24 protein-coding genes and 1 pseudogene are annotated in these 26,230 nt (G+C 60.1%); 16 read left to right on the top strand and 9 right to left on the bottom strand.

Annotation, left to right across the window (positions count from 1 at the left end; translation table 11 throughout):
• Nucleotides 1-53 precede the first annotated feature (53 nt).
• Nucleotides 54-1,107, bottom strand: a pseudogene (locus QMO80_RS24565) (proline racemase family protein).
• Nucleotides 1,108-1,331: 224 nt separating this feature from the next.
• On the opposite strand from QMO80_RS24565, the gene QMO80_RS24560 reads away from it, so the two are divergent.
• A complete protein-coding gene (locus QMO80_RS24560; protein WP_283200479.1) occupies nucleotides 1,332-2,333 on the top strand; it encodes an Ldh family oxidoreductase in 1,002 nt (333 codons plus the stop codon).
• 27 nt (nucleotides 2,334-2,360) lie between these two features.
• Here the strand turns inward: QMO80_RS24560 and QMO80_RS24555 are convergent, their stop codons facing one another.
• Complete coding sequence (locus QMO80_RS24555) at nucleotides 2,361-3,038, bottom strand: GntR family transcriptional regulator (protein ID WP_283200478.1); 678 nt, start codon at nucleotides 3,036-3,038, stop codon at nucleotides 2,361-2,363.
• An 83-nt stretch (nucleotides 3,039-3,121) separates the two neighbouring features.
• On the bottom strand, nucleotides 3,122-3,448 hold the full coding sequence (locus QMO80_RS24550; RefSeq protein ID WP_283200477.1) for a hypothetical protein: 327 nt from the start codon (nucleotides 3,446-3,448) through the stop codon (nucleotides 3,122-3,124).
• Between QMO80_RS24550 and QMO80_RS24545 the strand changes: the two genes are divergently transcribed.
• A complete protein-coding gene (locus QMO80_RS24545; protein WP_283200476.1) occupies nucleotides 3,432-4,217 on the top strand; it encodes a pyrroline-5-carboxylate reductase in 786 nt (261 codons plus the stop codon). The two genes, QMO80_RS24550 and QMO80_RS24545, sit on opposite strands and share 17 nt — an antisense overlap.
• Before the next feature lie 5 nt (nucleotides 4,218-4,222).
• Nucleotides 4,223-4,681 (top strand): DUF5086 family protein, encoded by a 459-nt coding sequence (locus QMO80_RS24540; protein ID WP_283200475.1) that lies wholly within the window; start codon nucleotides 4,223-4,225, stop codon nucleotides 4,679-4,681.
• A 16-nt stretch (nucleotides 4,682-4,697) separates the two neighbouring features.
• On the opposite strand, the gene QMO80_RS24535 is transcribed toward QMO80_RS24540, so the two are convergent.
• On the bottom strand, nucleotides 4,698-5,246 hold the full coding sequence (locus tag QMO80_RS24535) for a cupin domain-containing protein (protein ID WP_064844805.1): 549 nt from the start codon (nucleotides 5,244-5,246) through the stop codon (nucleotides 4,698-4,700).
• 142 nt (nucleotides 5,247-5,388) lie between these two features.
• Between QMO80_RS24535 and QMO80_RS24530 the strand changes: the two genes are divergently transcribed.
• The 3 genes from QMO80_RS24530 to QMO80_RS24520 all read left to right on the top strand — a co-directional run bounded on the left by QMO80_RS24530 (nucleotide 5,389) and on the right by QMO80_RS24520 (nucleotide 9,568).
• A complete protein-coding gene (locus QMO80_RS24530) occupies nucleotides 5,389-6,723 on the top strand; it encodes an aspartate aminotransferase family protein (RefSeq protein ID WP_283200474.1) in 1,335 nt (444 codons plus the stop codon).
• 159 nt (nucleotides 6,724-6,882) lie between these two features.
• The gene (locus tag QMO80_RS24525) at nucleotides 6,883-7,602 is read left to right on the top strand and encodes a LuxR family transcriptional regulator (RefSeq protein ID WP_283200473.1); all 720 of its coding nucleotides are present in this window, start codon (nucleotides 6,883-6,885) and stop codon (nucleotides 7,600-7,602) included.
• A 295-nt stretch (nucleotides 7,603-7,897) separates the two neighbouring features.
• Entirely contained in the window at nucleotides 7,898-9,568 is a 1,671-nt protein-coding gene (locus QMO80_RS24520) for a methyl-accepting chemotaxis protein (protein WP_283200472.1), read from the top strand.
• A gap of 124 nt (nucleotides 9,569-9,692) precedes the next feature.
• Here the strand turns inward: QMO80_RS24520 and QMO80_RS24515 are convergent, their stop codons facing one another.
• The 3 genes from QMO80_RS24515 to alr form a co-directional block, all read right to left on the bottom strand.
• Nucleotides 9,693-10,712, bottom strand: coding sequence for an AraC family transcriptional regulator (locus tag QMO80_RS24515; RefSeq protein ID WP_283200471.1), 1,020 nt, complete (start codon nucleotides 10,710-10,712; stop codon nucleotides 9,693-9,695).
• 82 nt (nucleotides 10,713-10,794) lie between these two features.
• Nucleotides 10,795-12,081, bottom strand: coding sequence for a D-amino acid dehydrogenase (locus QMO80_RS24510; RefSeq protein ID WP_283200470.1), 1,287 nt, complete (start codon nucleotides 12,079-12,081; stop codon nucleotides 10,795-10,797).
• Nucleotides 12,082-12,111: 30 nt separating this feature from the next.
• Nucleotides 12,112-13,245, bottom strand: a complete 1,134-nt coding sequence (alr, locus tag QMO80_RS24505; RefSeq protein ID WP_283200469.1) for an alanine racemase — start codon at nucleotides 13,243-13,245, stop codon at nucleotides 12,112-12,114.
• Between the two features lie 126 nt (nucleotides 13,246-13,371).
• On the opposite strand from alr, the gene QMO80_RS24500 reads away from it, so the two are divergent.
• A complete protein-coding gene (locus QMO80_RS24500; RefSeq protein WP_283200468.1) occupies nucleotides 13,372-13,836 on the top strand; it encodes an Lrp/AsnC family transcriptional regulator in 465 nt (154 codons plus the stop codon).
• A 16-nt stretch (nucleotides 13,837-13,852) separates the two neighbouring features.
• On the opposite strand, the gene QMO80_RS24495 is transcribed toward QMO80_RS24500, so the two are convergent.
• Nucleotides 13,853-14,578 carry a LuxR family transcriptional regulator gene (locus QMO80_RS24495; protein ID WP_283200467.1) on the bottom strand — a complete coding sequence of 242 codons (726 nt, stop codon included), beginning with the start codon at nucleotides 14,576-14,578 and terminating at the stop codon, nucleotides 13,853-13,855.
• A gap of 163 nt (nucleotides 14,579-14,741) precedes the next feature.
• On the bottom strand, nucleotides 14,742-15,380 hold the full coding sequence (locus QMO80_RS24490) for an acyl-homoserine-lactone synthase (RefSeq protein ID WP_283200466.1): 639 nt from the start codon (nucleotides 15,378-15,380) through the stop codon (nucleotides 14,742-14,744).
• A 179-nt stretch (nucleotides 15,381-15,559) separates the two neighbouring features.
• On the opposite strand from QMO80_RS24490, the gene QMO80_RS24485 reads away from it, so the two are divergent.
• The 9 genes from QMO80_RS24485 (at nucleotide 15,560) to QMO80_RS24445 (ending at nucleotide 26,055) form a co-directional block, all read left to right on the top strand.
• Nucleotides 15,560-15,904, top strand: a complete 345-nt coding sequence (locus QMO80_RS24485) for a helix-turn-helix domain-containing protein (protein WP_018245423.1) — start codon at nucleotides 15,560-15,562, stop codon at nucleotides 15,902-15,904.
• Between the two features lie 264 nt (nucleotides 15,905-16,168).
• Nucleotides 16,169-17,602: a glycoside hydrolase family 15 protein gene (locus QMO80_RS24480; RefSeq protein ID WP_283200465.1), complete on the top strand. Its 1,434-nt coding sequence runs from the start codon at nucleotides 16,169-16,171 to the stop codon at nucleotides 17,600-17,602.
• Nucleotides 17,603-17,698: 96 nt separating this feature from the next.
• Nucleotides 17,699-19,570: a GMC oxidoreductase gene (locus tag QMO80_RS24475; protein WP_283200464.1), complete on the top strand. Its 1,872-nt coding sequence runs from the start codon at nucleotides 17,699-17,701 to the stop codon at nucleotides 19,568-19,570.
• A 99-nt stretch (nucleotides 19,571-19,669) separates the two neighbouring features.
• A complete protein-coding gene (locus QMO80_RS24470) occupies nucleotides 19,670-20,788 on the top strand; it encodes a ferritin-like protein (RefSeq protein WP_283200463.1) in 1,119 nt (372 codons plus the stop codon).
• Nucleotides 20,785-21,273, top strand: coding sequence for a hypothetical protein (locus tag QMO80_RS24465; RefSeq protein ID WP_283200462.1), 489 nt, complete (start codon nucleotides 20,785-20,787; stop codon nucleotides 21,271-21,273). Before QMO80_RS24470 ends, QMO80_RS24465 begins: the two co-directional genes overlap by 4 nt.
• A 39-nt stretch (nucleotides 21,274-21,312) precedes the next feature.
• The gene (iolE, locus tag QMO80_RS24460; RefSeq protein ID WP_283200461.1) at nucleotides 21,313-22,251 is read left to right on the top strand and encodes a myo-inosose-2 dehydratase; all 939 of its coding nucleotides are present in this window, start codon (nucleotides 21,313-21,315) and stop codon (nucleotides 22,249-22,251) included.
• Between the two features lie 127 nt (nucleotides 22,252-22,378).
• Nucleotides 22,379-23,407 carry a sugar phosphate isomerase/epimerase gene (locus QMO80_RS24455; RefSeq protein WP_283200460.1) on the top strand — a complete coding sequence of 343 codons (1,029 nt, stop codon included), beginning with the start codon at nucleotides 22,379-22,381 and terminating at the stop codon, nucleotides 23,405-23,407.
• A gap of 129 nt (nucleotides 23,408-23,536) precedes the next feature.
• Nucleotides 23,537-24,361: an MBL fold metallo-hydrolase gene (locus tag QMO80_RS24450; protein ID WP_283200459.1), complete on the top strand. Its 825-nt coding sequence runs from the start codon at nucleotides 23,537-23,539 to the stop codon at nucleotides 24,359-24,361.
• Nucleotides 24,362-24,399: 38 nt separating this feature from the next.
• Nucleotides 24,400-26,055, top strand: coding sequence for an alpha-keto acid decarboxylase family protein (locus QMO80_RS24445; RefSeq protein ID WP_283200458.1), 1,656 nt, complete (start codon nucleotides 24,400-24,402; stop codon nucleotides 26,053-26,055).
• Nucleotides 26,056-26,230 lie beyond the last annotated feature (175 nt).

Here is a 26,230-nt window from a genome sequence, read left to right as displayed (position 1 = left end):
TTGTAAACATCCGAAATCCGAAACGAAAGACATCGCCATCGCCAAGGAGATGCTCAGGCCCAGATATCCCCTGGCATGAAACCTTCGGTGAAGGGATCATCATTGTCGAGAACGAGGGTATTCAGGCCGGAGATCCAGCTGGTGCCGGTCAGCGTCGGGACAACGGCGGATCTGTCGCCGATCCTGGCTTCTTCGACCAGCCTGCCGGTGTAGATATTGCCGAGAATCCCCTGATGCCGGAAATCCTGATCGAGCGGCAATTCGCCCTTGGCATGCAGAACGGCCATCTTCGCGCAGGTGCCGGTGCCGCAGGGGCAGCGATCGAGCGCTCCCGTCCAGGTGGCGGGATCGTCCCAGGAAAGATCGCCTGTCGCCATCGTCACCGTATTCTTCCAGTCGGCGTTCGGATTGTCGGTCGGCCCCGACAGCTGCGAGATCGTGATGCCGACGCCGGGATAGTGCGGATGGGCTACCGGCAATTGTTCGATGGCGGCCTGTCGGATCATCGCCGAAACACGCGCGATCTCCCGCCCATGTGCCGGGATCAGTTCAAGACCTTTGAACTGCCTGACATCGGCGATGACATAGAACATGCCGCCCCAGCCGACATCGACGGTGACCTTTCCAAGATGCGGCACGTCGATGACGGCATCGAGATGGGCGGCAAATGCCGGCACGTTTTTGAAGGTCACGCTCTTGACCTTGCCGTTGCGGCATTCCGCCTTGACGCGGATCAGGCCGGCCGGCGCCTCGAGAACCAGCTCGGTGACCGGCTCCTTCATCGGCAGCATGCCCATTTCCAGGAAGGACCGTCACCACCGAGATGGTATTGCCGCCCGACATCATCGGATATTCGACCTGCTCCATGATGACATAGCCGGCATCGGCCTCCGGATGACAAGGCGGCACGATGATGTTGCAGCAATGGGCGGGATAGCCGCGCGGCTCGCGCAGCATCAGCTTGCGCAGCTGGTCGTCATTGGTCTCCAGCCATTTCATTTTCTCATAGACGGAATTGCCGGGAATATGCGGCACGCCACCCGTGATCACGCGCATCGGCGTGCCTGCATGAGTATCGACCGCGTGGATCGTTCTTTTGAATCCCATGACCATTCTCCTCTGCGGTTCGGTTGCGCCATTACGTGGACATTTCGTATACGATATCATTTATACGAATGCCCATGCTTGTCGATCACGAGAGTCATGTTTATGAACATACATGTACATTTTCGCCGTAAGCGTCTTGCTTTTGCTGCGATCGCCTGCGGGAACAGCCGGACCGAAGCTCAACAGCATCCGGCGGCCAAGGAAACACGGGATTGGAGATTGCGATGACGGATGAGATCCTGCTCGATCGGACGGAAGCCGAGGCCTTGGCGATGCGAGCCTGCCTGGCAGCAGGTGCGGGGGAAACCACTGCCCGCTCCCTGGTGGACGCCACCTTGTCAGCCGCACTCTATGGGCCTGCCACACTCGGATTTCCGCATATGGTCGATTATCTCGACAGTTTTCGAGAGGGCCGCATCAACGGCGATCCTTCGCCGAGCTGCGAGCGCCCCTACCCCGCCTTCTTCGTCGCCGATGCCGACCGGGGCATTGCACAGCTCGGCTTCGATCTTGCCTTCGAACAGTTGGTCGAGGCGGCGCGCACCTTCGGCGTCGCGATCTTTACGCAGACCAACAGCTACACGGCCGGCGAACTCGGCTACTACGTCCGCAGGCTTGCCGACGAAGGGATCGCCGGCCTCGCCGCCACCAATGCCAATGCCATGGTGGTCGCCAAAGCGGGTGGACCCGCCGTCTACAGCACGAACCCGATGGCCTTCGGCTTTCCGCTGGGGGAAGGCTCGCTGCCTCTCATCATCGACCAGGCATCGAGCGCGACCGCCTATGTCAATATCGTCGCCGCCGCCGCCGAGGGGCGCGCCATCCCGGAGGGCTGGGCCGTCGACGCAGCGGGTATCGACACCCAGGATGCGGCGAAAGCGCTTGCCGGGGCGCTGCTTCCTTTCGGCGGGCGCAAGGGCGCCAATGTGGCGCTGATGGTGGAAATGCTGTCGGCCGGCCTCTCCGGCGGCCCCTGGTCATTGGACACGCCGTCTTTCAGAGAGGGAAGCGCCAGCCCCGGCGTGGGCTTGACCGTCGTCGCGATGATGCCGGGGCGCACCGACGATGGCCTTGTCGAACGTGCCCGCCGCCAGGCATCCCGCCTTCAGGAGAAGGGCGTCTTCGTGCCCGGTGTCACCGGCATCGAATATCCGAGACCGGCGACGGAAGGCCTGAAAGTACCGCGCGCCGTATTCGAAGCTGTCGTGAAGATCGCGGGCGCCTGACGGTTCCTGCCATCGCTGGGTTGACGCTCAGCGGGGCTTTTTTGCCGGAAGATGTTCGAGGAGCGATTGGCAGGCGCTCATGATGTGCGCATAGAGCAACTCTGCGGCCTTTTCTTCGTCGCGCGCGCGGCACGCTTCGAGGATCTGCCGATGCTCTCGATCCGCCGTTTGCTTGCCATGCGACAGCGTCAACTGCACCCTGAGATATCGTTCCAGCCGGTCATTGACGGAACGGATGGTGGTGACGAGAAATGGCCGCTGCGCATCCTCGTAGAGGCAGCTGTGGAATCGCCAGTTCAATTCCGACCACCGGGCGACATCCGTCTCCCCTGCGAAGGCGTCGCAATAGGCAAGCGCCTTTTCAAAGGTCTCTTCCGTCATATGCGGGATCGAGAGCTTGATGGCGTTCGATTCCAGGATCGCGCGCACCTCGAAGATCTGGGCGATCTCGGGCTCCGAAACGCTGGTGACGATCGCGCCCTTGTTCCGGTGGAATTCCACCAGGCCTTCGGCCTCAAGCCGTTTAAGCGCCTCCCGCACTGGAATCTTGCTGACGTTGAACAGCCGGGCGACATCGTCCTGGCGGATCGGTTCGCCTTCATCAAGAGAACCGTCAGCAATGGAATCACGGATGAATTTCAAAATTACATCCGAGGCCGTCGGCGCCTTCCCGAGATTTGTCACCTGAGCGGTGTTGAAAGGCATTCCCCAAAGCTCCTTCTTTCCGGGATAAAGATCCTGCTTGGGATATCGTAGACGATCTCATTCCTCAAGATCGATGAGCTTTTTCAGCAGGGCTTGTGCGCCGGCAATCTCCGGATCCAGCCGCCGATTGCGTTCACCGCCGAATTGCCGTGCGGGCCCGATGGGACGGCTCCTTTCGACGTCCACTTCAACAGCGTGTCGACAAATTCAAGCGGAAAAATTACATTGCCGACAGGCTGGTTTTCTGGCCCAATGGAGATCCGCATCTGGAGAAAGAAACTTAAGTGCCTGATGAATCCGAAGTGAAACGCATCCGCGGATTTCTCCACTTCCGGCGCGAGAACGGCACGACGGATGTCGCACTGGGGCCGTTGCGGGCTGCGGAGTAATCGCATGACAATCAACAGCATCGGATTCGTCGGCACCGGCGCCATCACCGAGGCGATGGTTCGCGGTCTATTGGCCGAACCGGCCTATGCCTCCGAAATCCACGTGTCGCCGCGAAGCGCGCATATCGCCGCGACGCTGGCAGCCGAATTCGCCTCGGTCAGAATTGCCGGGGATAACCAGACTGTCGTCGATCGCAGCGACATGGTCTTCCTGGCGATAAGGCCGCAGATCGCCGAGGAGGTCGTGCGCGCGCTGTCGTTCAGGACCGGCCAGACGGTGGTCAGCCTCGTCGCGGCGACGGAGCGCCAGGCGCTGCTCGATTGGATCGGCGCCGATATCGATCTCGTCCAGGCCATCCCCCTGCCCTTCGTCGCACAGCGGCAAGGCGTCACCGCCATCTATCCCGCCGATACCACCATCGCGGCGCTGTTCGACACGCTCGGAACGGCCGTGCAATGTCAGTCGAGGAAGGAGTACGATCTCCTCGCAGCCGCCAGCGCTGTCATGTCGACCCATTTCGGCGTCATGGAGTCGATCACCGGCTGGCTGGAAAAAAGCGGCCTCGAAAGGGCAAAGGGCCAAGCCTACATCGCCCCGCTCTTTGCAAGCCTGGCGCAGAAAGCCAACAACCCCTGTAACGAGCCGTTCAGCGCGCTCAGCCGCGAATTCGCCACCAAGGGCGGCCTGAACGAGCAGGTTCTTTCGGACTTCGACAACAAGGGCGGCCTTGCCGCGCTCACCGCCGCGCTCGATGGCGTGCTCGCCCGCATCGAGGGCCGCGGGAGCTGAAACGCATGGCATCGACATGGCTGCGGATAGGTCTCGGCGCCGTCCTTCCGGCCGTCGCGGCCCTTCTCGGCGGAGCTATCTTTGCGCATGCCGAGGCGGCAAAACGACCAGCCGTTTCCACCGTCACTCTCTACGTCTCACCACAGACCGTCCGTTGGGCCACCGTCTACAAGGTTCCCGATCCCGCCGATCGCGATCCCTATTACCATGTCGAGGTGATCGAGAAGGAGCGGCATACGCCGCCCTGGCAATTCAAGCGGCTTGCCACTCATCTCGTCGTGACGGCGGAGGCTATGGACAGGAGCCGCCTCAAACAGAAAATAAAGACCTATTTTTATAAGGACATCGAGTTCCGGATCGCTTACCGGGCCTGGCGAGAACAATCTCTGGCGCAAAGGGAGACCGTGGTTTGCCGCACGGCAATTCTCGAATGCGTCGGCGCCGGCGGCAGTATGCGCCCATGACAGGTCTTGAAGCGATTTAGAAAGTCGGTGGCGTGCAGGCGCTGATGACTTCGCAGGGCACCGGCCCGACACAGCGAAACCGGTGCGGTCGCCGGCTTTCGAAATAATAGGCATCCCCCGGCCCGAGGATACGCCGTTCGTCATCGACGGTCACCTCAAGCCTTCCCGAGAGCACGATCCCGCCCTCTTCTCCCTCGTGAACGAGCGGAATCTTTCCAGTGTCGGCGCCCGGCTGATAACATTCCTTGAGTATTTGCAGGCTGCGCCCGAACAGGTTTTCCCCGACCTGCCTGTAGGAGATGGCGCCCTTGCCGATCTCCACCAGTTCCTCGGCCGCATAAAAGGCCTTCCTCGGACGCTCGGGCTCAAAGGCGAAGAACTCCGCCAGACCGATCGGGATACCGTCCAGAATCCGCTTCAGGGCCCCGACCGAGGGGTTGGAGGCGTTCGATTCGATCAGCGAAATCGTCGAATTGGGCACGCCGGTGCGCTTGGCGAGCTCGCGCTGGGAAAGCTTATGAGCGATGCGGAGATGGCGAAGGCGGCTGCCGATGTCGACTGACATGATACGGTCCGTTTGTGTTGTCCAGAATATCGAAAAACATATCCGAGCATCCATTCAGTTTCAATGACTTGCACCACCAAAGAAAAGGACTTGTTTGCAAGGGAGAAATTGCCATTCTCCACGCCATTCAACGGAGGCCAGCATGGACCAGATCAGCAAGACGAACGCGCCCGTACTCGAAAATTTCTGGATGCCGTTCACCGCGAACCGGCAGTTCAAGACCACGCCGCGCCTTCTGGCCACCGCGGAGGGCATGTATTACACCGATGTCGACGGAAACCAGGTGCTTGACGGCACCGCCGGGCTCTGGTGCTGCAATGCCGGCCATGGCCGCAGGAAGATCGCCCAGGCCGTCGAGCGGCAGCTTTCGACCTTGGATTATGCCCCGACCTTTCAGATGGGCCATCCGATCGCCTTCGACTTCGCCGCGAAACTGGCTGCGAATGCGCCGGGCGGCCCGGACGGCAAGCTCGACAGGGTCTTTTTCACGGGCTCGGGTTCGGAATCGGTTGATACGGCGCTGAAGATCGCCATCGCCTATCAGCGTGCGATCGGCCAGGGCACCCGCACGCGCATCATCGGGCGCGAGAAGGGCTATCACGGCGTCGGCTTCGGCGGCATTTCCGTCGGCGGCCTCGTCAACAACCGGCGGGTCTTCCCGCAGATACCGGCCGACCATATGCGCCATACGCTCGACGTCGAGCGCAATGCCTTTTCGAAGGGCCTTCCCGCCCACGGCGTGGAACTGGCCGACGATCTGGAACGCCTGGTGCAGCTGCACGGCGCCGAAACCATTGCCGCCGTCATCGTCGAACCGATGTCGGGATCGGCGGGCGTGGTCCTGCCGCCGAAGGGTTATCTGGAAAAGCTGCGTGCAACCGCCGACAAGCACGGCATCCTGCTGATTTTCGACGAGGTCATCACCGGCTTCGGCCGTCTCGGCACGCCGTTCGCCGTCGATTATTTCGACGTCGTGCCCGATCTCGTTACCACGGCGAAGGGCCTGACCAACGGCGCGATCCCGATGGGCGCGGTCTTTGCCAGCCGCAAGGTCTATGACGGCCTAATGGTCGGCCCGGAAAACGCGATCGAACTCTTCCACGGCTATACCTATTCCGGCCATCCGGTCGCCTGCGCTGCCGGGCTTGCGACCCTCGAAATCTATGAGGAAGAAGGGCTGCTGACCCGCGCAGCCGAGCTTGCCGACTATTGGCAGGAGGCCCTGCATTCGCTGAAAGGCCTGCCCAATGTCGTCGACATCCGCAATCTCGGTCTGGTCGGCGCGGTCGAACTGGCGCCCCGCAACGGCGCGCCGGGAACCCGCGCCTACGACGTCTTCGTCGACTGCTTCAACAAGGGCTTGCTGATCCGTGTGACCGGCGACATCATCGCGCTCTCGCCGCCGCTCATCATCGAGAAGGGCCAGATCGACACGATCGTTTCGACCATCGCCGACGCGCTGAAGCGCGCCGCGTAGACTTGTCGACGGGAAGCATCGACGCGACGACCTCGGGCAGCACGCCCGGGGTCGGAAGACTGCGTCTTGCCAGGCACTCAAGGTCGTACGTAAAGATTTATTAACCCCGAGACCCCAGAGTCGGGGTTAATCGTTAACCAGCCGCGAATCGGGGAGCCGATGGGGTGCGCCTCAATTGAAAGCCTTTGCCATTTCAGGGATCTTTCCGAGGTTCCCGCTCACCGGCAATTGCGCAACAGCGATCTGCTGGAACAACTGAGGAAGGCCGTCGATTTCCGTTACATCGCCGTCGGCGGACTGGATCTCGAAGGATATCGGATCGGGAGGGGCCGCTCCATCGATACCGATATGCCGCCCGCCTATATCGACACCTATTTTGGAGAAAAGCTCGGCCTATCCGATCCACTCGTCGTCCAGTCACTCAACCGGGCAACGCCGCTGACGGAAGAAGAAGCCTTCGACACCATGGCGCCGTCACAACGCCTCCGGTATTTGCTGCGATCCTATGAGATCGGGCGGCGAATACAGATTCCGCTCTCAAGGAACGGCATTGTTTACGGAGGGGTTTGCTTCACGCGAGAAAAGCCGTTCACCGCAAGCGAACAGGAACTGCTTGTCTTCTTTGCCGAGCCGCTGCATCGGGCGATCACCAAGCCGCTGATGGACCGTTTTGCAGCCGGCGTCCTTCGCCTGACCAGCGGCGAACTCCGCTGCCTCGAACTCGCGGGCAAGGGGCTCACAAGCGAGGAAATTTCCGGTGCGTCGGACTATCAAACGGAAACCATCAACAGCTATCTGAAGAGCGCGACGAAGAAGCTCGGGGCAGCCAATCGCGCCCATGCGATTGCCGAAGCGATCCGCCGGCAACTCATAAGCTGACACCCGGAACTCCGAATCATGACACGGCTCCGCGAAACGGGGCCATTTTTTCGTTCGGACGTGTGCTGCAGCCGGACGGCTCGAAGCTCGCCAATTCAAAAATCGCAGAGAATATCCAGATCACGAAGCATTTGACGAAAATCAATTTCTCGGTCGGTTTGGTTAACCGCAAATAAACCGCCTTATCCCATTTCTGGGGTCATCGATCAGGCGGGTAGACGCCAGTTCCGACATGACGACGGGCTTCGATGTGATTGCGGCGCGTGCCCAATTACGGTTTTCAGTTGAGGTCAGAATGTCGAGTCACTCTCATATGCATGCCAGCAGCAATTCGGTTCCCGGTTACGACAGCGGAGCCGCCAAAACCAAAAGCCGAAGCGTCGAACGCCGCCTCGATTTCATGCAGCTCGACCAGCAGGGACGCGCAGGCATCCGCGCTCTGAAGACGCTGATCGAACGCGAGCTGCCGCACGGATTGGACAAGTTCTACGCGCAGCTGCGCAAGAGCCCGGAAGTCAGCCGTTTCTTTTCGACGGAAGAGAACATCGCGCGGGCAAAGGGCGCGCAGGCAGGCCACTGGGTCAATATCGCCGACGGCAATTTCAACGAGGATTATGTCGCCAAGGTCAAGACGATCGGAACCGTCCACGCCCGCATCGGCCTGGAGCCGCAATGGTATATCGGCGGCTACGCGATCATTGTCGATCATCTGATCAACCGCGCCGTCGAGGAAATGGTCCCCAAGGGCGGGGTATTCTCGAAAAAAACGATGAAGCCGGCGGAGTTCGGCAACGCGCTGGCAAGCCTCGTCAAGGCTGTCATGCTGGATATGGATCTCGCCATCTCGGTCTATATCGACGAGGCGGAGATCGCCAAGCAGAAGGCCCAGGCCGATGCGATCGAAGCGGAGCGTCAGCTTGTCGGCACCACTTTCGGCAGGGCGATGGCGGCGATTGCCGCCAAGGATGTCAGCTACCGGATCGACGATGATCTGCCGGAAGCCTATCACGCCCTGCGCGACGACTTCAACAATGCGCTGGACCAGCTGTCGACGACGATCGAGCAGATCAGCGGGTCTGCGACGCAGATCAATGCGGGGTCGCAGGAGATCCGCTCCGCCGCGGACGATCTTGCCAAGCGAACCGAACAGCAGGCCGCCTCCATCGAGGAAACGGCGGCCGCGCTCGAGGAGATTACCACCACGGTGAAGGACTCCAGCCGGCGCGCGGAAGAGGCGGGTCAACTGGTTGCCAAGGCCCGCATCGGCGCCGAGAAGTCGGGCCAGATCGTCCAGCAGGCCGTCGCCGCGATGGGGGCAATCGACAGCTCGTCGCGGGAGATCTCCAACATCATCGGCGTCATCGATGAAATCGCCTTCCAGACCAATCTTCTTGCGTTGAATGCCGGCGTCGAAGCGGCGCGCGCGGGGGAGGCCGGCAAGGGCTTCGCCGTCGTCGCCCAGGAGGTTCGAGAACTGGCGCAACGGTCCGCCAAGGCGGCAAAAGAGATCAAGGGGCTGATCAACAACTCGGGGGAACAGGTAAAGGCGGGCGTGTCCCTGGTCGGGCAGACCGGCGAGACGCTGACGGTGATCGTCGATGAGGTCCAGGAGATCGACCGGCACATCGGCGCCATCGTCAGGGCGTCGAGCGAGCAGGCAACGGCGCTCCATGAGATCAACACTGCCGTCAACGCGATGGATCAGGGCACCCAGCAAAACGCCGCCATGGTCGAGCAGTCGACCGCGGCGAGCCATGCCCTGGTCCAGCAGGTCGGCCATATCGCTCAGATGCTGAGCGAATTCCACATTGGCAAATCCGCGGCATCCCAGATGCGCCCGGCCCGACAAGCAAACGGCTCCTCGACAACCGCCTCGCCGGCGCGCGCGTTGCGGGCAAAACTCGGCGCGGCCTATCCGAGCCATGGCAACGCCGCCATTGCAAGCAATGAGTGGGAGGAGTTCTGACGCCGCCCGCCGGTCTCGATCGCAGGCCGGCTAAAGACCATCGCCACCCGGCTGACACGAAGCCCAGATTCTGTTCATGCCCAGCCGCAGCCGATGCGGCCGGTCATGGGCAGCCTTGTCACGATCAGGCTTTCAAGGTCTGCGACGGCAGTTGACCGAAACGCTTCCGGTACTCGGCTGAAAATCGCCCGAGATGGGTAAACCCCCATCTGTGCGCGATGTCGGTGACGGCCTGTCTCGTGCCGGATTCGAGCAGATCGCGATGGGCGGCAAGCATCCGGAGTTCATGCAGGTAGGCCATCGGCGTGGTATTCCTGAACTGCCGGAAACCCTGTTGCAAGGTGCGGACGCTGACCTTGGCTGCGGTGGCGATGTCGCTCAGCGAAATCGGCTCGGCCATATGTTCCCGCATGAAATCGATCGCCCATTTCACGTGGCGAGGAGCCGGGGCCGGCGCGGGGAGCGCAAGCGCCTCCGAATAGCGATGGGGACAGGTTTCCAGAAGCAGATAGATCATCGCGTCGCAGAGCGCGCTCAGAGCCAGCGGCGACTGCTGCAGCGGCCCGTCGCCGTTAAGCCCACGATAGAGGTTCACGGCGAGCTGCTGCAGGACGAGCCCCGAACCGGTCGTCAGATCGATGGTCGGATGGAAATCGGTGTCACCGCTGATCGTCCGCTCGAACATATGCGTGAGCTGTCTGTTGATCCTCGCCTGATCGACGAACAGGCCGAGATGACGGCGCGGGCCGATCAGGCGGGAACCCGAGGCGCGGCCCGCCCCGAGAATGGCGCCGCGACCGGGAATCGAATCGATCTGCTCCTTCCCGGCATCGAAGACGGCATTCCCCTCCATCGGCAGGAATATGATCACCTTGCCGTTGGGTGCCTCGCGCCGAACCGAGATCGTGCCCTCGTAGGCACAGTCGGCGATGGTCAGCTCTTCCGTCGAGACGAAATTGCAGCGGTAGGCGATAGGCGCGCCGGCTTGCGCCGCAGCCTTGATCGGCGAGTTCGGCGTCGACAATATTTCCGAGAGTGCATCCGGGTCCGTGCCGTTGAAGGCCGTCTCCCAAAACGACGGGCTCTGCCTCGCCGGATCGTGGAGGAAGCTGCCATTGGCTGGCATAGGGGAACGACCGGACATTCATAACCTCGAAGACAATGGCCATCGGTGATAAGCGATTTGCGCAAGCATTTCTTTGCATTTTGCGCCGTTTGATGCGGTTTCAGCCATATCGATTGATGGCGAGATCCCGCGCGTCGATTTCCGGATTGCCGCCGCCGACCAGATCACTGATCAACCGCGCCGAACCGGTGCTCATCGTCCAGCCGAGCGTGCCGTGGCCGGTATTGAGGAAGAGGCCGATGATCTTGGTCGGGCCGATGACCGGTGTGCCATCCGGCGTCATCGGGCGCAGGCCGGACCAGAAGGACGCCTTGGAAACGTCGCCGCCGGGGAAAAGATCGGTGACCGAATGTTCCAGCGTGCTGCGGCGGGCGAAGCCGAGATCGTTGGTATAGCCGGAGATTTCAGCCATGCCGCCGACGCGGATGCGTTCGCCGAGCCGGGTGATTGCGATCTTGTAGGTTTCATCCATGACGGTCGATTCCGGTGCGCGCGACGCATCGGTGATCGGGATGGTGAGCGAATAGCCCTTCACGGGATAGACCGGCAATCTGATGCCGAAGGGCTTGAGCAGCAGCGGCGAATAGCTGCCGAGCGCAACCACCACCGCATCCGCATCCATCCGTTCGCGCTCGCGATCGGGATCGCCGTCGCCATCGCGATGGCGAGCGGTGATGACGCCGCGCACGCGGCCCGCCTCGACATCCAGCGCCTTGATCGTCGTGCCATAGGCAAAGCGGACGCCGAGCGCCTCGGCTTTGGCGGCCAGCGCATTGGTGAATTTGAAGCAGTCGCCGGTTTCGTCCTTCGGCGTCAGCAGGCCGCCGACGATCTTGTCGCGCACGTGTTTCAGTGCCGGTTCGAAGCGGATGCAGCCGTCCCGGTCCAGCACCTCATAGGGAATGCCGTCGGCCGCCAGCGCCTTGACGTCCTTGGCCGAGGCGTCGAGCTGCTGCTGCGTGCGGAACAGCTGCAGCGTTCCCTGCATGCGTTCGTCATAGGCGATGCCGGTCTCGGCGCGAAGGTCGGCCAGCGCGATGCGGCTGTAATCGGCAAGCCGCAGCATGCGGCTCTTGTTGATCGCGTAGCGCTCGGAGGTGCAATTCGACAGCATCCGCGCCATCCAGGAGAGCATGGCCATGTCGAGCTTCGGGCGCAGGATCAGCGGCGCATGTTTCATGAACAGCCACTTCATCGCCTTCGCCGGAATGCCGGGCGCGGCCCATGGCGAGCAATAGCCGAAGGAGACTTCGCCGGCATTGGCAAAGCTCGTTTCCAGCGCCGGGCCTTTCTGCCGGTCGACGACGGTGACCTCATGACCTGATTTGGCCAGCTGATAAGCGGATGTGACGCCGACGATACCGGCACCCAGAACAATGACTTTCATGATCTTCCCAATGATGGAGCCGCCGGGCTCTCAGCGATATTGCCTGTCGTAACGATCGCCCAGACCGGTTAGGATTTCGTAAGATATCGTGCCGGCATCGCCGGCGATGTCCTCGAGCGTCTGGTTCGGGCCAAGCACTTCGACCAGACTGCCCAGCGTCAGCGTGCCTTCGGGCAGTGCCGACACGTCGACGGTCACGCTGTCCATCGAGACCCGGCCGACGATCGGCAGGCGGATGCCGTTGACATAGACGGCGCCGCGATCGCTGAGCGACCTGGGCAGACCGTCGGCATAGCCGGCGGCGATGGTGGCAAGACGCATTTCCCGCTGGGTGACATGCGCGCCGCCATAGCCGACCTTGGTGCCTGCCGGCACGGTGCGGGTCTGCACGACGGCGACGTCGAGGCTGACGACCGGCTCCATCGGGTTCGTCTCGCCGGCGTTGGGCGCGCCGCCGTAAAGCGCGATGCCGGGGCGGGCGAGCACGCCGTGATAGGCATCACCCAGGAAGACCCCGCCGGAATTGGCGAAGGACATGTCGAAGCCGGGAAATTCATCGGCAATGCGCGACATCTCGGCCGATTGTTCGCCGTTCTGGTCGCTCTCCATATCGTCGGCCGAAGCCAGATGGCTCATGATGAACAGGATTTCGACATTGCTGCCGTCGCGAAGCGCTGCGGCGAGTTCGGCTCGTTCCTCCCCGGGAAAGCCGAGCCGCGACATGCCGGTGTCGAATTGCAGCACGGCAGGCAGGCAGCGCTTCAGCATGCGCGCCGCCGCCGACCATTGCCGCCACTGGGCCAGCGAGTTGAGAACCGGGACGATGCCCATCTCGGCGCAGGCGATCTCGTTGCCCGGCTGCAAGCCGTTCAACACGAAAATCTGCGCGTCGCGCGCAAGGGCCGGCCGCAGCCTGACGGCCTCGACGAACTGGGCGACGAAAAAATGCCTGCAGCCTTCGCCGTAGAGCGTTTTGGCGACGCGCTCGGCGCCGAGACCGTAGGCATCGGCCTTGACGACGGCCCCCGCGCGGACCGGCGCCAGCATCGATACGAGCTTGCGGTAGTTGCGGCCGAGTGCGGCAAGATCGATCGTCAGATAGCCTGTGGCTCCCTGCGCGGTCGTCGCGGTGCGTGTGCGGGAAACCAAAATATCGCCATCCATGTCCATCCCTCTCGATCTCAAGAAAGTTTATGAAACAATGCGCGAAATTGCCTATCAATCAGCAGTCGATTATTGCATGATTTGCCTATTATCCGCATAATCGACGAAAATTTGGAATCATCCATCATGCCCGCCCTCGACTCGATCGATCGCAATATCCTGAGACTGCTGCGCCTCGATGCGCGCATGAGCAACGCCAAGCTTGCCGCCGAGATCGGCCTGTCGCCATCGGCCTGCCTCAGGCGCATCAAGATCATGGAAAAGTCAGGGGTGATCCGCGGCTACACGGCGCTGGTGGACACCGGCAACGCCGACGAGATGATCGCCGTGATCATCAACATCACGCTCGAGCGACAGACGGAGGATCATCTCGACCGCTTCGAGGCGGCGGTTCGCCGGCATCCCGAGATCCGGGAATGTTTTCTGATGACGGGCGGTTCCGATTATCTCTTGCGCGTGGAGGTCGCCAGTCCGGGCGAGTTCGAGCGCATCCACAAGGAAATATTATCGAGCCTGCCGGGCGTTCTCAGGATTCATTCCAGCTTCTCGATCCGCAATGTTCTGGCGACGCGCACCAGAGGCCGGCGGTGAGACGCGATCCCCACCCTTATATCAACTCCAGCGCCGTCGCCTTGGCGACCGCTTCACTCGTCGTGGCGACGGTCAGCTTCCGGCGCGCCGAGGCGAGATAGAGCTGCACCGCGCTCACCGAAATGGACAGGCGGGCGCAGATCTGCTTTGCCAGAAGGCCGTTGGCGGTCATCTCCAGGCACTGCAGTTCGCGACGCGACAATTGCGGAAAATCCGCGGTTTTTCTCATCCCCGACAGAACCATGGCCCTGTCGTGAAGATGGTGGGCGAGAAACTGCAGGTCGCGCATACTGTCCATGCGGAACTGCCGCCAATAGGCATCGGGATGATTGGACGTCACCGTAAACAGCGAACGCTCCCCTTGCGGCCCCCGCACCGGCAAGGTCACCCCTTGTCGCCCGACGCCGAAGGCCATGGCCTCCTTGAAGAAGCCGTAGGCCCGGCCTGAATCCCATTTCGATGCGCACCATTCCACGGGCAGGAAGCCGCGCCGGCCGAGACGTATGACGGGATCGATGCTGAAATAGTCCCGGTCAAGATATTGCTTCACCCACTCGGGCGGGTAAGTCAGCATCAGCAATGGATTGCTGTCCGCCGCCCCCGAAGAGCGGGTCACATGCAGAACCATATGCGATATCGCATAGATGTGGCGGACTTCATCCAGCGTCGTTTCCAGATCCTGCAATGTCGGCGATGCGGAGATCCGGTCCAGACAGTAGAAAAAACGAGAACTGCTCAGCATGAGATGGACTCGTGGTTGCGTATTTCCATAACTGCTCGCAACGGTAACATTTCGCGATTGCCGAGAACAGCATATTTTTTGGCAACCATGACGCGACATGAAGAACAGGTTAAAGAACTGGTGAGATCTATCCCACTGCTGGGTGTTGGGACAGCCACGGCGCTTACCGCATGCCGCCATCGACAAGAGCTCTGGCAGGATAGGGAGAGGCTTGCTCCAGAAGTCGGGACAGGTTGGCCCGAAGTGTCCGACAATTGTCCGCCGTCACATCCCATAGGCCAACATACAGCTTACCGATCTCTGGCCGGGATCGGGCAAGCGGCGTCGGCTTCCAGCCAATCCTCCGGTACACAGCGACCATCGCGGCGTCATAGACGCCGACAATGCTCTCGATACCGGTGTCGAGCGCAAGATCGCAAAGCCCTGAGAGCAGCTCCGTGGCGACTGCGCGCGATTGCTCCATGTGTCCGGCATACGGATGAAGACAAAAGCGGGTGCATTCCCAGGTCGTCGGGCTATCGACGTCGATAGGCTGATCGAAGAAATGCCGGAACTCGCTTTTGAGCATCGTCGCTCCTGTAGTCGGCAGCAGGCGCAGCGAACCCGTCAGTGTGCCGGAAGGTTGCTGCGTGACGAGATATACGGGATCCTCGGCCTCGTCGTATCGGTCCCTCTCCCATTGATCCCGGACATCGACCTGCCATCCCAGCCGATCGCGAAAAACGGCGGCGCGAGCCCGGAACATTTCATCGAAAGCCCGTCGATCGGTCTCGAGCATGTCTTTGGTGAGTATCCGCAACATATCCGTCCCTCCTGATGTGCTGACGTTTCAACAGGAGGCCGACCGGGCGCAATCTGGATATTTCACCAGGTTGACCGGTGCTTGGCTTTGCCGTCCCCTTCCATAAGCAGTTTCTGATGTTCGTCGATCGAAAGCTCTTGGTAATTGCCAATTTTAACGCAACAACGGGAGGATTCTTGATGACCCACGACATGGCACGCGGCAAACGTATTCGAGAGGCGATATCCCGCGGCAAGTTCCGGAAAGTTCACGCTCTGGCGGCCGAACTGGACGTGTCCGTCGCCGCCGTCTCACGCTGGCAGAATGGCGGTCACACCTCGCTGGAAAGCGCCTGCGCGCTCGCCGATTTGCTAGATGTCTCCCTCGACTGGCTGCTGCTCGGGCGGGGCACGATGGACTGGCATAGGAACAGCGCGATCTCCGCTACGGAATTGCAAATGGTTCTGGCATTGCGCAACCGGTCTGCGGCAACGCGGTCCAATCTCGCCGGGCTGGTCGAATCCATCCCGCCGGAGCACCCGTAACGCCAGGCGCAATTCTCTGCGATTTTTTGACCTGAGATCAACACCTTTAGGTTGATAAAAAGCAGATCGTCGACGATCTTTCTAGTTAAAGGTTCAGCGGCGGCGAGGGAAGGGCGGCGGGTGACCGGCCACCTTGATCATCGCCGCAGCAGAGACCTTGTGCTCACTCTCAACGCCCATTCGGCCGCAATATTTCTCCCATCAGGGTCCGGAATATATCTCGATCTGGTCCCGGCAAGTCTCAACCGATCTTGGAGTCAGTCAATGACAGTTGCGCTTTGGAGTCAGTCAATGACGGGTGCGAACCCGGCCCATATCGGCGCCAATGCGCCGGCAGTCAAACCGCGGCCTGCCTTCGCGCAGACCGATCTGGTCGCATTGTCGCGCTATTTTTCTCTTCTGATGATGCGCAACATCACCAGCGATGGCTATGTCATCGAGGATCCGGCATCGCCCGGCGTCTTTTCGGCCCCCGGCTGCGTCATCGCCGCACCCTCCTATCCCGCAAACACGCCGGGTGTCGACCAGGACTATGTTTTCAACTGGGTCCGCGACGGGGCGATTACCGCCATCGAGATCGCGCTTGCCGGCTTGCTGCCCGTTTCGGGCGGGGTTTTGCCGAGCCTAGTCGACTATGTGAACTTCGCCGCGCTCTGCCAGGAAAATGCGAAGAATTCCGCGACCGTCACACTTGGCCACGCCTGCTTCACCATCACCGGCGAGGTTCGTCCGTGGTCGGAGCAGAATGACGGGCCTGCCATTCAGTCGATCGCGATCATGACCTTGTTCGATCAGCTGGATGGCGCCACGCAGACGATCGCCAAACAATTGGTCGAGACCAACCTCTCTTATCTTCTCGACGTTTACCAGAACAAGACCACAAATCTCTGGGAGGAATATGAGGGCTATTCGTTTTTCGCAAGAGCCGTACAGCTGCGCTTTTTCCGGGAAATTTCCACAAACACGATCGGCATTGCCGTGCCTGCCGGGGTGGCCGATGCTATCTCCTGGCTGGAAAGCCAGCTGGCCGGCCACTGGAACGGGCAGCTCTATGTGAGCATTCTGGATGCCACGGCGGAGCAAGCCGGTTACGACGCGAACATCGATATCGTCTCTTCGGTCTGCTATGGCGGCATCGAGCCGACCGATACCAAGCTTCTGGCAACGGCGGCCATCCTGCGGCGCCAGTGGGCCGATCCTTCGTCTTCGAACTATTACCCGGTCAATGGCGCCGACGCGGCCCAGGGGCTTGGACCGCTCCTCGGGCGCTATCCAGGCGATCATTACGATGGCGACGTGGCGGCTCCGGTGGTCGGCGGACATCCCTGGGCTCTGTGCACCGCCAACTTCGCCGAGTTTCAATATCGGCTTGCCAATGCCATCGAGGCCAGCGGCGCCCTCCCCCTCGATCCGTTCTCCGAACCCTTCTTCGCGGAACTGGGACTTGGCGCATCGAGCAGCGCCGCCGACGCAGCGGCTGCCTTGCGGACTTCGTCCGACGTCATGCTGCGCGCCATCGTCTATCACAGCGATCACTATGAGCTGAGCGAACAATTCGATGGAACCGTCGGCTATGAGAAAAGCGTCCGGAATCTGACGTGGAGCTATGCCTCCTTCCTCTCGGCCGTCAGAGCCCGCTCCGCCGCCGCCCCGGCCGCCAAGTCCAAACCCCGAAACTCCCGCGGCCCAAAATCATGACGATTTCAGGCCGTCCGGCCTGAAATCCCGATTGAGTCCAGAACGGCATGATCCGCAAAGCCTGATACGGCTTTCCGGGATTAATGGAGGACCAAAGTGCTTTTTCCCCTCGAATCGGCGATAAGAGCCGAAGCCAAGACCGTCGCAGAGTCCGATGACTACGATATCGTGATCGTCGGCAGCGGCATTTCCGGAGCCATCATTGCCAAGCAGGCTGCGGAGGCGGGCAAGCGCGTTCTTATCCTTGAAGCCGGAACCGGTGCCAATGTCACTCTGGCAGGCTATGACAATCTGCTGACGACGTTCTATTCGGCCGCCTCCAAGGACAACCAGTCGCCCTTTCCGGTGAATGCCAACGCGGCCATGCCCCGCAGTCCGCAGCTTCGCAAGCTGCAGGCGGGGGAAACCGATAGCTCGAGCTATATCGTTCAATCCGGCCCTTATGTCAGTGATACGGTATATACCCGTATTTTCGGCGGAACGACCATGCACTGGGAGGCGAAAACGCCCCGTCTACTTCGCTCCGATTTCAAAACGCGCACGCTTTTCGGCCAAGGGCTGGACTGGCCGCTGAGCTTTGAGGAAGTCGAGGAGGATTACCACCTGGCCGAGCGGGAAATCGGCGTATCGGCGAATGTCGAAGATCAGCAATATCTGGGGCAGACCTTCCCGAACGATTATGTCTTTCCCATGCGCGGCCTGCCGCTTTCCTATCTGGATCAGCAGGTCAACAAGGGCATTGAAGGCACCAGCGTCGAACTTTACGACAAGACCTATCCCCTGAAGGTCAGGCCCTATCCGCAGGGGCGCAACAGCATCCCAAACCCGGCCTATGACGGGGGGAAGGGCTACCGACCGATCGGCGCCGTCGATACGCATCAGGTCGAAGAGGGCGGTCGCTGCCAGGGCAACACCAACTGCGTACCGCTCTGTCCCGTGCAAGCGCGCTACCACTCCGGCAAAACGCTTGCCAAGGCGTTCGCGGTAAACGGAAAAAGGGGCGAGCGGCTTGTCGAACTGCTGCCACAGGCGGTCGCATCGAAGGTCAACATCGATCCGGATAGCGGGAAAGTCCGCTCTCTCGAGGTCAAGATCTACAAGGACCCGGCCTCACCGGCTCACGAGACCATCACCGTGAAGGGCAAGGTTTTCGTGCTTGCGGCAGGCGCCATCGAAACGGCGCGTCTTATGCTGGCCTCCGGCCTGCGCAGCACCAGCGGCCTTGTCGGGCGCAATCTGATGGACCACGCCTATCTGCTGAACTGGGCGCTGATGCCGGAGATCTGCGGTACGATGCGCGGAACCAGTTCGACGGGCGGTATCGTGGACTTACGGGACGGCCCTTTCCGGGAAAGGCAGGCCGCCTTCGCCATCGATATCCACAACGACGGCTGGGGTTGGGCCACGGGTGCGCCGACCTCCGACCTTCTCGAACTGGTGGATGATCGCAACCTCTACGGGGCGGATCTTCGGCACGGCATGATCAACCAGGTTTCGCGGCAGTTGCTGCTGGCATTCATGATCGAGGTCATGCCCGTCGAAAGCAACCGTATCGCGGTCGATCCGCAATATACCGATGCTCTGGGCAACATGCGGCCCATCCTGTCCTTCACGGTTCCGGAATATACCATGAAGGGTGCCGCCTATGGCCGCCAGTTTGCGCGCACCGTCTTTACCCGCCTGGGCGCGCAGGATCATACGCGCTACGACCCCGGCGATTTCGGCTATGTGGCCTATGAAGGGCAAGGCTATGCGATCCGCGGCGGCAATCATCTGGCCGGCACCCATATCATGGGAACGACGAAGACCAACTCCGTCGTGGACAAGAACCAGCGCAGCTGGGACCACGAAAACCTCTATCTCGTGGGCGGCGGCAGCATGCCGACGATCGGCACGGCCAATGTCACCTTGACGCTGGCCGCCATGTGTTTCCGAAGCGGTCGCGACATTCTGAAGTCTCTGCATTGAACGAAGACCGCAGCCGCTGCGCGGAACGAACCGATGAGCTCGACGCAAGCGACACGAAGCCGGCCGGTGCGCCCAACTTATCTTTCATGGAGCCTGATCATGTATTCCTACAGTATTAAGACGCTCGATGAGCTGAAAGAGTTTCTCTACCGGGCGATGCAGCTCGAACATGCGACGATACCGCCGTATCTGACGGCGCTTTACTCGATCAAGTCCGGCGTCAACCAGGATGCGACCCAGGTTCTGCGCGTGATCGTGGTGGAAGAAATGCTGCATCTGACCATCGCGGCCAATATTCTCAATGCCATCGGCGGCACGCCGGATCTTGTCAGGCCGGATTTCGTGGTCAGCTATCCCGCCGCCCTGCCGGACGGTGAGACCGATTTCAAGGTCAGCATCCAGGCTTTCGGCCGTGACGCGCTGGCGACCTTCCTGAAAATCGAGCGGCCGGCCCAGCGTCCCGAACATCTCGTCGGCAACGGTCTGATATACCGCAAAACTCCCGCTCATATCACCGCGCTTGCCAGCCATCCGAGGCATGAGGACCTCCATTTCTACAGTATCGGCGAGTTCTACTCGACCATCGTGGAAGGCATCAAATACCTGGAAGCCGAAGCGCATGGGGCGGGCACAACCATCTTTATCGGCGACAGCTCGCGCCAGATCACCTCGGAATATTATTACTCCGGCGGCGGCGAGCTGTTTCCCGTGACCGATCTGAAAAGCGCCTTGGAAGCCATCGAGCTCATCATCGAACAGGGCGAGGGCGACGGCGGCGGTATCTACGACGACGACGACCACGAACTGGCTCACTACTATCGTTTCGAGGAACTCGTCAAAGGCCGCTACTACCAGAAGGGCGACCAGCCCGGCCACCCCACAGGTCCGCAGTTGCAGGTCGATTGGGAGGGCGCCTATCCCATAAAAGAGAACCTGAAAGTGGGGGATATATTCGAAGGCACGGAACTGCGTGAGGCGGCGATCGCCTTCAACACGCGCTATGGCGAATTTCTCCAGCTTTTGACGCGGGCCTATAACGGCCAGCCCAGCCTCCTGCTGGAAGCCGTTCCGATGATGTTCGAATTCCGCAACATGATCCTCGAACTCATCCGCAATCCCCTGCCGAAGCATCCCGGCAAGAACGGCAGCCCCACCTATGAGATCCCCGGCGGTATCAAACAGCCAGCCGTCACCCGGCAGGCGGAGGTGAACGCATGACCAGCCGTTTCGAGCCATTTCTGGGTCTCTCCGTCGAATTGACGGCCTTCTCCCACTTCGATCTTCTGGGAACCGGCCTGGCGGAACGCTATCTCGCCACGCTCGACAAGGTGGTCGGCAGCGAGATCACCGACGCGCTGCTGGCCGCTTTCACCGCCCTGCCGGTGCCGGAAGGTGAGGCCCGTATCCAGGCCGTGCGCACGACCATTCTCGGCAATGAATTGCTGGGAGACGTGGCCCGCGCGCTGATCAAGCTCTGGTATTCCGGCACCTGGTTCGAGTTGCCCACCGCCTGGACGGAGCGCTTTGGCCCCAGACCTGCGAATATCACCTTCGTCGTTTCTCCCGACGCCTATATCGAGGGTCTGCTCTGGAAGGCGATCGGAGCCCACCCTGCAGGCGCCAAGGGGCCGGGCTTCGGCTCCTGGGCCTCTCCGCCGAAAATTCCGGCTTTCTCCGGCTCTCGATTCCACAACCTGACCTAACGCCGCTTCCGTTTGTCTTCACAGAACTGGATCATTGCCATGACGACACATCTGCATCGACTGACGCCCGACAAGGTCTGGCTCGGTGTCATCCCCACGCTCTGGTGGAATGACGATTTCATCAACATCGACATCGGTATCCCCTACGAGCAGGCTCTGAGTGAAATGGCGCTCGCCGGTTATGTCGGATGCGGCGTCGGCCATAAATATCCGACGGATCCGAAAATATTGCGGCCGGTCCTCGAACTCAGGGGATTGCGGATTTCCGAGCCTTGGGTGAGCACCTACTTCACCATCAAGGCGATGAATCGTCATACGCTTGAAAGCGTCGATGCTCAGCTCGACTTCCTCGAAGCCATGGAAGGCGGCAGCGACGATCCGCGCAGGGCCGATCTTGTCGTCGCCGAGTTTGGCGGAGCGGTCAATCCGCTTCCGGTCGCCCTGTTTCCGAATTGCCCCGAATTCTCCGCGGACCAGTGGAAACAGCTGATCGAAGGCCTGCATGCGGCTGGAGAGAAAGCCAGGGCCCGCAACCGCCGGCTCTGCTATCACCCACATCTCGGAACTGGGGTGATGAACACGGAAGCGATCCACCGGCTCATGGACGAGACGGATCCTCGCTTGGTCAACATGCTTCTCGACACCGCGCACCAGGCGGCAGCCGGCGTCGATCCGCTGGCGCTGGCCAGAAAATACGCCCACCGCATCAAGCATGTTCACCTGAAAGACATTCGCGCCGAGGTGGTTAGGAACATTCACAACAAAGAATTGTCCTTCCAGCAAGGGATCGAGGCGGGGATCTTCACCGTGCCGGGCAACGGCTCCATAGAAACTTTTCCGGAAATCCTCGATGCGTTGGCCGAGGCGGATTTCGCCGGGTGGATCTGCATCGAGGCAGAGCAGGACCCGGCCAAGGCCACTCCGCTGCAATACGCGAAAATGGGCCGCGAATATCTGCGCAAGCTGCTTGGATGGTAGCCCGGCGCAGACCGTTGTTTCAGCCCGATGGCAATGTGAAGGAGGCGGCGACGGATCTCGCCTCATCACAATGCCGGGCGAGACATCACCCTGAACCACGCATTCCTGGATAGCCACAGCTGGAGCGATGAAGATGGAAGAGGCACGCAGGCGAGATATATATTTCAGCTTCTTTATGTTTACAGCGGACTTGAGGCCGAATGACGCGGCCTATACCCAGGTTCTCGTCAGACATCTGAAAGCTCTTACCGAGATCGGCTACACCGGCTTCGACGTGCATATCGCCCCAGGACCGGCCCATGTCGATCATCACGCTGAGGTCGAAAGCTATATCAGCCTCAGACGAGCGTTCGATCAGGCGGGCTTCCGGGATGCGAAGTTCACAACCAATGTGGGGACCACGCGAACCTTCGATCCGACCTCGCCCTACGAGGAACAGCGCAAGCAGGCTTTGTCCTATCTTAAATCCCGCGTCGACATCACCTCGGTGCTGGGCGGGGAGAATACGATCATGTCGGGGCCGTTCCTGTACCCCTATGGTATCTTTCCGCTGACGGATGACGGTGAAGGGATCTGGAGCGACGCGCTTCAGGATTGGATGAAGCCACGATATGCAGCGGCGGCCCCCATCTTCCGGGAATTGGCGCAATATTCCGCCGAGAAGAGGGTGAAGCTCGCCATCGAACCCGTCAAGAATTGGGAAACGCCCGGGCCGACCATGGTCTCGGAAGCGCTGGATTTTCTCGAAGGCGCCGACATTCCGGTCTGTGGCGTCACGATCGATACCGCCCAGGTCGTGATGGAAAGCCAGGGGCCGGCAGTCTTCAGGAACAATGTCGCCCGGGCAGCACGGCAGAGCCGGCTGAATTACGTTCATATCTCAGCGCCGGACCGGGGCGCTGTCAGAGATAGCTGGATTCCCTGGGAGATCATGCTGGACGAAATCGAGCCGGTCTATTCCGGCCCTTATCTCGTCGAAGTCTTCAACGCGATTCCCCCCTTCGAGAACTCGATGCGAATGACGCGCAGACGCTTCTGGCGGCCCGGCGAGGACGCGCCGGAGGCCGGCGTCGACAGCGCCTACGACGTTGCGCGCGCCGCCCTGAATTCATTGGAGGAAAAGATCGCGTCCCACGGCCGTCGATCTCATCGGTGATGGCGCTCCGGCGCACATGTCGGAAACAGTCCGGGGATGCTGGCCGGGAATCTTGGCGATCCCACATCTCCGCCATGCCCGGGTGAACGTCAAACCTCAGCAAACGACCTTTCAATCAGGGAGATACCTATGGTGACGCAATTGCCGGATCCCATCAAAATCGTCAGGCGAGCAGGCGATGTCCGTATTCATACGTTCATCTCAGCTTTCACGGATGACAATATCGCCAATGCGACGCACATCATCGAAAGCAGGAACAAGCTTGTTCTTGTCGATGGGCAATTCCTCGTTCCCTATGCGCTGCAATTCAGGGCGTATGCCGACAGTATCGGCAAGGAGATCGACCGGATTTACCTCTCGCACAGGCACCCCGACCATTGGTTCGGCCTGGGAGCCGCATTCAGCGACATACCGATTCATACATTACCGGAGACGAAGGAGTTCCTGAGGCAGCATGGGCAGGATTCCCTGAATGACCATTGGAAATTGGGCAACCTCACTCCGAAGAGCTTGGTCATTCCCGAAAATACCGTCCGCGCCGGCCACGAGATCATCGACGGAGTCAAATACGTATTTGATAAAGTCGTCGATACGGAGATCGATTTTCTCCTCACCATAGGTCTTCCTGATGTGGGCGTTTTTATTGCGCAAGACCTGATCTACAGCGGAACGCACCTCTATCTGACGAAATACATGGAGCATTGGATCGGGATTTTGCAGGGCATGCTGCTGTCCGACTATGACCTGTTCCTTCCCGGTCACGGCTTTCCGGCTGACAAAAACGAAGTTGCCAAAAATATAGAGTATTTGTCCGTCGCCATGGAGGCCGCCGGCAACGGACTCACCAATGATGCTTTCAAGCGCTTCCTGCTGGAAAGATTTCCCGAGCGAAAATGCCCCGGAATATTCGACATATACATACCGCGCTTATTCGATAACGCGAGCGAGTTCTAATATACGTCAGTTGTCGTCAACAGGGGAGCCGTTGGAACATGGGCGATACATACACGGTTGGGCAATATCTGGTCGACAGACTTGGCGAACTGGGCCTGGGGCACCTGTTTTCCGTAGCGGGCGATTATTCGATCGAATGGGTGAACAGTTATGTCGAGAAAAGCCGTATTCAGGTCATCGAAGAGGTGAATGAACTGAATGCCGGTTATGCGGCCGACGGCTATGCGAGACTGAAAGGAATTGGCGCGCTGTGCGTCACCTATTCCGCAGGCTCGCTTTGCGCAACAAATGCGATCGCCGGATCTTACGTTGAGAAAGTGCCGGTCGTTCTGATCAACGGTGCGCCAAGTATCCAGAAAACGCTCACATTCGAACAAACCGGTTACAGTTCGCATCACTTCATCAGCGGACGGGAAACAGATCGTCAGGTGTTCGAATACATCACCGCCGCTGCCGTCCGCATCGATAGCCCTCATCTTGCGCCAATGCTCATAGATTATGCGCTGACACAGTGCATCACGGAAAGACGTCCTGTTTATATCGAGTTGCTGGAGGACATGGTGGACCTGGAATGCACGCGTCCGTCGAATGCATTAAAGGCGGCGCCTGATATATCCGACGAGGACAGCCTCAATCAGTCGATCGCGCAAATCAGCGAAAGATTGCAGAATGCCGCCAAACCCCTGATCTGGATCGGCGTCGAGATCGACCGGTTTGGCCTTCACGACCAGGCGGAGCGGCTCATTCGGGACCTCAAAATTCCATACGTGACCGAGCTTTTGAGCAAGGCCATCCTGTCGGAAGACGATGTCCAATTTGCCGGGGTGTTCGATGGCAAATCGTCGTCACCCTATGTCCAGTCATTGGTCGAAGACTCCGACTTCGTATTGGCGCTGGGCGTCTGGTTGACCGATATCAATGATTTGGGCTGGCCCATCGATCTCGCTAAAACCGCATTCGCCTCCTGGGATACGGTGAAATACGGCACGATCTTCAACGCACAGGTTTCGCTGGCGGATCTCGTCAACGGCTTGATTGACAAAAGGCTGACGTGCAAAGCCCAAAGTCTTCCGGCGAAAACGGCCCGGCAAGCGCCGGTCGTCAACCCGGCAGGCGAAATCACCTATCAGGGCTTCTACGATTTCATTCAGCAGCAGATCGACGGAAATACCATCGTTGGTGCCGACGCCAGTTTGAATTATTTCGGGAGCCTGCTTCTTGAAGTGGGTGCTCGCCGCGGTTTCATCGTCCAATCATCCTATTCGGCGATCGGTTATATCGGTCCGGCCGCGACCGGGGTTTCGCTAGCGAAGCAAGATAAACAGAGGCTGCTGGTTTTTGCGGGGGATGGCGGGTTTCAGATGACCGCTCAATGCCTCTCGACACAAACCCGCTTCAATCTCAACCCGATCATCTTCGTGATGGACAACGGCATCTACGGCGTGGAGCAATGGCTTGCCGATGCATCGGTTTTCCATGGTAACAAGCCGTTCTACAATTCATGCATCCTGCACCGATGGAATTACAGCAAGTTGGCAGAGGTCTTTGGCTGCCAAGGCTGGAAAGTGGACACCTATGGCGAACTGGAGGAAGCCATAAGTGGCGCGAAAGAAAACCTGAACAGCCCGTCCATCATCCAGGTCGTCGTGCCTCAGCGGTCGATCCCCGATAATGCGAACTGGAAAGCAAGCTAGAGCGGTTCAGCCGCGCACGCGGGGAAGGTGGTGCATCACACCGCGCTGGTCGAAATGCACAACTCACCATCCCCTCCTTATTACTCAAAGGTTTCAGGCGGGAGAGGAATAGCGGCCACCGTGCCTTTCCCGGTACGCGTGTTCTCGACAGCCGGCATGACCCAATTTATCGTAC

The sequence above is a fragment of the Rhizobium sp. BT03 genome, from assembly GCF_030053155.1.
Lineage (GTDB): Bacteria > Pseudomonadota > Alphaproteobacteria > Rhizobiales > Rhizobiaceae > Rhizobium.
Note: the sequence above shows the minus strand (reverse complement) of the source record. Positions and strands in the feature narration are given on the sequence as shown.

Coding starts and splice junctions, on each gene's coding strand:
- QMO80_RS24560 (WP_283200479.1), top strand. CDS start 1,332: ATGACGGATGAGATCCTGCTCGATCGGACGGAAGCCGAGGCCTTGGCG.
- QMO80_RS24555 (WP_283200478.1), bottom strand. CDS start 3,038: ATGCCTTTCAACACCGCTCAGGTGACAAATCTCGGGAAGGCGCCGACG.
- QMO80_RS24545 (WP_283200476.1), top strand. CDS start 3,432: ATGACAATCAACAGCATCGGATTCGTCGGCACCGGCGCCATCACCGAG.
- QMO80_RS24550 (WP_283200477.1), bottom strand. CDS start 3,448: ATGCTGTTGATTGTCATGCGATTACTCCGCAGCCCGCAACGGCCCCAG.
- QMO80_RS24540 (WP_283200475.1), top strand. CDS start 4,223: ATGGCATCGACATGGCTGCGGATAGGTCTCGGCGCCGTCCTTCCGGCC.
- QMO80_RS24535 (WP_064844805.1), bottom strand. CDS start 5,246: ATGTCAGTCGACATCGGCAGCCGCCTTCGCCATCTCCGCATCGCTCAT.
- QMO80_RS24530 (WP_283200474.1), top strand. CDS start 5,389: ATGGACCAGATCAGCAAGACGAACGCGCCCGTACTCGAAAATTTCTGG.
- QMO80_RS24525 (WP_283200473.1), top strand. CDS start 6,883: ATGGGGTGCGCCTCAATTGAAAGCCTTTGCCATTTCAGGGATCTTTCC.
- QMO80_RS24520 (WP_283200472.1), top strand. CDS start 7,898: ATGTCGAGTCACTCTCATATGCATGCCAGCAGCAATTCGGTTCCCGGT.
- QMO80_RS24515 (WP_283200471.1), bottom strand. CDS start 10,712: ATGTCCGGTCGTTCCCCTATGCCAGCCAATGGCAGCTTCCTCCACGAT.
- QMO80_RS24510 (WP_283200470.1), bottom strand. CDS start 12,081: ATGAAAGTCATTGTTCTGGGTGCCGGTATCGTCGGCGTCACATCCGCT.
- alr (WP_283200469.1), bottom strand. CDS start 13,245: ATGGATGGCGATATTTTGGTTTCCCGCACACGCACCGCGACGACCGCG.
- QMO80_RS24500 (WP_283200468.1), top strand. CDS start 13,372: ATGCCCGCCCTCGACTCGATCGATCGCAATATCCTGAGACTGCTGCGC.
- QMO80_RS24495 (WP_283200467.1), bottom strand. CDS start 14,578: ATGCTGAGCAGTTCTCGTTTTTTCTACTGTCTGGACCGGATCTCCGCA.
- QMO80_RS24490 (WP_283200466.1), bottom strand. CDS start 15,380: ATGTTGCGGATACTCACCAAAGACATGCTCGAGACCGATCGACGGGCT.
- QMO80_RS24485 (WP_018245423.1), top strand. CDS start 15,560: ATGACCCACGACATGGCACGCGGCAAACGTATTCGAGAGGCGATATCC.
- QMO80_RS24480 (WP_283200465.1), top strand. CDS start 16,169: ATGACAGTTGCGCTTTGGAGTCAGTCAATGACGGGTGCGAACCCGGCC.
- QMO80_RS24470 (WP_283200463.1), top strand. CDS start 19,670: ATGTATTCCTACAGTATTAAGACGCTCGATGAGCTGAAAGAGTTTCTC.
- QMO80_RS24465 (WP_283200462.1), top strand. CDS start 20,785: ATGACCAGCCGTTTCGAGCCATTTCTGGGTCTCTCCGTCGAATTGACG.
- iolE (WP_283200461.1), top strand. CDS start 21,313: ATGACGACACATCTGCATCGACTGACGCCCGACAAGGTCTGGCTCGGT.
- QMO80_RS24455 (WP_283200460.1), top strand. CDS start 22,379: ATGAAGATGGAAGAGGCACGCAGGCGAGATATATATTTCAGCTTCTTT.
- QMO80_RS24450 (WP_283200459.1), top strand. CDS start 23,537: ATGGTGACGCAATTGCCGGATCCCATCAAAATCGTCAGGCGAGCAGGC.
- QMO80_RS24445 (WP_283200458.1), top strand. CDS start 24,400: ATGGGCGATACATACACGGTTGGGCAATATCTGGTCGACAGACTTGGC.